Annotated in this window: 4 protein-coding genes; 3 read left to right on the top strand and 1 reads right to left on the bottom strand. The window is 72.2% G+C overall.

The features are described from left to right. Both AN216_RS13230 and AN216_RS13235 read left to right on the top strand, forming a co-directional pair. Positions 1-590, top strand: a 590-nt coding sequence (locus AN216_RS13230; protein ID WP_139140915.1) for a TlyA family RNA methyltransferase, incomplete at its 5' end; no start/stop codon positions are given. After that, a complete protein-coding gene (locus tag AN216_RS13235) occupies positions 587-1,507 on the top strand; it encodes an NAD kinase (RefSeq protein ID WP_070196876.1) in 921 nt (306 codons plus the stop codon). The genes AN216_RS13230 and AN216_RS13235, both read left to right, overlap by 4 nt. A gap of 237 nt (positions 1,508-1,744) precedes the next feature. Here the strand turns inward: AN216_RS13235 and AN216_RS13240 are convergent, their stop codons facing one another. After that, positions 1,745-2,983, bottom strand: coding sequence for a hypothetical protein (locus tag AN216_RS13240; protein ID WP_070196877.1), 1,239 nt, complete (start codon positions 2,981-2,983; stop codon positions 1,745-1,747). A gap of 178 nt (positions 2,984-3,161) precedes the next feature. On the opposite strand from AN216_RS13240, the gene AN216_RS13245 reads away from it, so the two are divergent. After that, on the top strand, positions 3,162-3,850 hold a 689-nt coding region (locus tag AN216_RS13245; RefSeq protein ID WP_170843113.1), incomplete at its 3' end, for an AAA family ATPase.

The following is a 3,850-nucleotide window of genomic DNA, read 5'->3' on the forward strand; positions in this document are numbered from 1 at the left end:
AGCAGGCGGTCTTCGAGCCGCGGGGCCTGCGGGTCGAGGGCCGCCGGGCGCTCGACGCGGGCGCCTCCACCGGCGGCTTCACCGACGTGCTGCTGCGGGCCGGCGCCGCGCACGTGGTGGCGGTCGACGTCGGCTACGGTCAGCTCGCCTGGTCGCTGCGCGGCGATCCACGGGTCACCGTGCGAGATCGTACGAACATCCGCGAACTGACCCTCGCCGACCTGGCCGACGAGCCGGTCGACCTGGTGGTCGGCGACCTCTCGTTCATCCCGCTCGGCCTGGTGCTGCCCGCGCTGGTGCGCTGCTGCGCTCCCACGGCCGACCTGGTGCTGATGGTCAAGCCACAGTTCGAGGTCGGGCGTGAGCGGCTGGGCAGTGGCGGGGTCGTACGCAGCCCGGAACTGCGCGCGGAGGCGGTCCGCGCCGTCGCCGGGCGGGCGGCCGAGCACGGTCTCGGGGTGCTGGGCGTCACCGCCAGCCCCCTGCCGGGGCCGTCCGGGAACGTCGAGTACTTTCTGTGGCTACGCGCCGGGGCACCCGAGCTGGACCCGGCGGAGGCCGACCGAGCAGTGGCGGAGGGGCCGAATTGACCAGTCGAGGCCAGGGCGGGGAGCCCGCGAAACGCACGGTCTTCCTGCTCGCGCACACGGGCCGGCCCGCCGCCGTACGCAGCGCGGAACTGGTCGTACAGGGGCTGTTGCGCTGGGGCGTGGGAGTACGGGTGCTCGGCGCGGAGGCCAGCGACCTGCCGTTGCCGGACGCGGTGGAGACCGTCGAGGTGGACGAGGACGTGCTGGCCGGCTGCGAGTTGCTGGTGGTGCTCGGCGGCGACGGCACCCTGCTGCGCGGAGCCGAGTTCGCCCGCGCCTCCGGGGTGCCGATGGTCGGCGTGAACCTGGGCCGGATCGGCTTCCTGGCGGAGGCCGAACGCGACGACCTGGATCAGGTCGTGGACCGCGTGGTGGCGCGGGACTACGAGGTCGAGGAGCGGATGACACTGGACGTGCTCGTGCGTACGGACGGCCACGTCGTGCACACCGACTGGGCGTTGAACGAGGCGTCGGTGGAGAAGGCCGCTCGGGAGCGGATGGTGGAGGTGGTCGCCGAGATCGACGGCCGGCCGGTCTCCCGCTACGGCTGCGACGGGGTGGTGTGCGCGACCCCGACCGGCTCCACCGCTTACGCCTTCTCCGCCGGCGGGCCGGTGGTGTGGCCGGAGGTCGAGGCGCTGTTGATGGTCCCGATCAGCGCGCACGCGCTGTTCGCCAAGCCGCTGCTCACCGCCCCCGACTCGGTGCTCGCGGTGGAGGTGCAGCCGGAGACGCCGCACGGCGTGCTCTGGTGCGACGGGCGGCGCAGCGTGGACCTGCCGGCCGGCGCGCGGGTGGAGGTGCGGCGCGGTGCGGTGCCGGTGTGGCTGGCGCGGCTGCACCACGCCTCGTTCACGGACCGGCTGGTGGCCAAGTTCGCTCTGCCCGTCTCGGGTTGGCGCGGCGCGGCGCGGTAGGGAACCCGTGCGAGGTGGGGCCGCCGGCGTGGGCACGTCCCGGTCGAACCTCGAACACACGGCACACGAGGATCTTCGTGGATCAGCAAGCGGGGTCTGGTGTCTGGTGTTGGGGCCTCCCCAGGCCGGAGGCCGAGGGGAACGAGCGCGGCTGCACTGCGTGTTGAGACGACAACGTGGCGGATGCGCGTGCCGGGCAAGCTCCGCCAGAGCGATCCCCGCGGCCGGCCCGTACGACTAGATCTGCGCCACGGTGCTGGAGACGTAGCATCCGTCGCACCAGAAGCACAGGAGCAGTTCGTCGTAGGTCAGTTCGCCGTACGGTGTACGACCGCTGTCCATGGTCGCCAGGTGCGGCATCACCTTCGCGCACTCCGGGCACGTCGGATGGCGCCCGGGCTCGGACCAGTGCGGCGGTCCGCCCACGCGGTGCCCCGTGTACCCGGGCGCCCCCGGAACGCTCTCCCCGATCTGGTTCGGCAGCTCCTCCAGGAGCATGGAGAGTTCGCCCCCGGGAGTGACGCGTATCTCCGGGTCGGCCGCCCTCAGCGGACCCTCGAAGGAGTGCGGACCGTCCGGGCCGACCCGGGCGGTCAGGGAGGACACGTCCCCCGAACACGAGGACTCACAGTCGCAGGAATACCAGAAGAACTCCGGGTCGGCGCTCAGCTCGTACGGCAGCGAGGCCGCCGACAGCCGTAGAAGCGGCGTGGTGGGTTCCTGGCACGCCCGGCACGACGGAACTATCGACGTGGTGTTCGACCCGACGACGTGCGGACTCGCGCCGGCCTCCACCAAGAACCCCCGGAAGGTGGGGCGATAGCCCGCCGGCTCGCCGGTGTCGGGCAGTTCGCCGGCCAGTTCCAGAAGCGTCTCCCACTCCGCGGGGTCCTCGATCTCCGACCGAAGGGAGCGGACGTGCTCGCGTGCTCGATCGGTTCTGAGGTACGCGAGGTCGCGGAGGGCCGTTTGGTCACGTCGCTCACGCCACGTGCCGAGGAGGCGGTCCGCCACGTGATCACCGGCGCCGGAGAGCAGCGTGCCTCGGGTGAACCCGTCGTCGACGCGGTCGGCGACGGGGCGAAGAAGCTCCGGAAAGTGCAGTCCGATGTAGTAGAGCACGCTCAACAGGTCGTCCCCGGGGCCGCTGAGCTCGAGGTAGTCCTCGACGAAGCCCCGGACAAGGTCCTCCGGTAGCCAGGGAACCAACCGCGCGGCGCTCCCGCACCCCTCGGGCTCGTGCCGCAGTCGCCTCGCGGCCTGGGTCTTCGTCTCCCGTGCGCCGGGGAGGAGTTCGAGGTACTGCGTCAGATAGTCGCGGACGCCCGTGTTATGGCTCTCCGACAACATCTCGAGCGCGGCCCGTACGCCACGGTCGGATCCTTTCGCCAGACGCCGGAACAGCTCCTCGCGTGCCTCCAGGGGTGCCAGAGTGCCGTTCTCCAGTGCCGCCTGGACTTCCCACAGGTGTTCCATGGCCGTTTCCCTTGTTCGTTTGTGAGGAGTTCGGCGCCCTCGATCCCCACCGGCCGTCTCCCGAAAGCTGTGCCGCCCCGCGCATATCGGCCCTGACCTGCGGGGAAAGGGGAGCCGGAAGTCTACAGCGACCCCGCGCCACGGCGGACCGAGGGTGGCGCCGGCCGGGGAACCTCGTATGGTCGTATCCGTGTTGGAGGAAATGCGCATCCAAGCCCTGGGCGTGATCGACGACGCCGTCGTCGAGCTGGCGCCCGGTTTCACCGCCGTCACCGGGGAGACCGGCGCGGGCAAGACCATGGTGGTCACCAGCCTCGGCCTGCTGCTCGGCGGACGTGCGGACGCCGCCCTCGTACGGGCCGGCGCGAAGGCCGCCGTCGTGGAGGGCCGGGTGTCCATAGCCCCGGAGTCCGCGGCGGCCGTACGCGCCGCCGAGGCCGGCGCCGAACTGGATGACGGGGAGTTGCTCGTCAGCCGTACGGTCTCCGCCGAGGGCCGCTCCCGTGCCCACCTCGGCGGCCGGTCCGTGCCCGTCGGGCTGCTCGCCGAACTGCGCGAGGACCTGGTCGCCGTGCACGGACAGAGCGACCAGCAGGGCCTGCTCCGCACCGCCCGGCAGCGCCAGGCGCTGGACCGGTACGCGGGCGAGGCCGTCTCCGGCCCGCTGGCCGAGTACGCGGTGGCGTACGAGCGGCTGCGTACGGTCAGCTCCGAATGGGCCGAACTCACCGAGCAGGCCCGGGAACGCGCCCGGGAAGCCGACCTGTTGCGCTTCGGCCTGGACGAGATCGAGGCCGTCGAGCCGCAGCCCGGCGAGGACGCCGAACTCGCCGCCGAGGCCGAGCGCCTCGGGCACGCCGAGGCGCT

The organism is Streptomyces oceani (assembly GCF_001751245.1).
In the GTDB taxonomy this organism is placed as follows: Bacteria; Actinomycetota; Actinomycetes; order Streptomycetales; family Streptomycetaceae; genus Streptomyces; species Streptomyces oceani.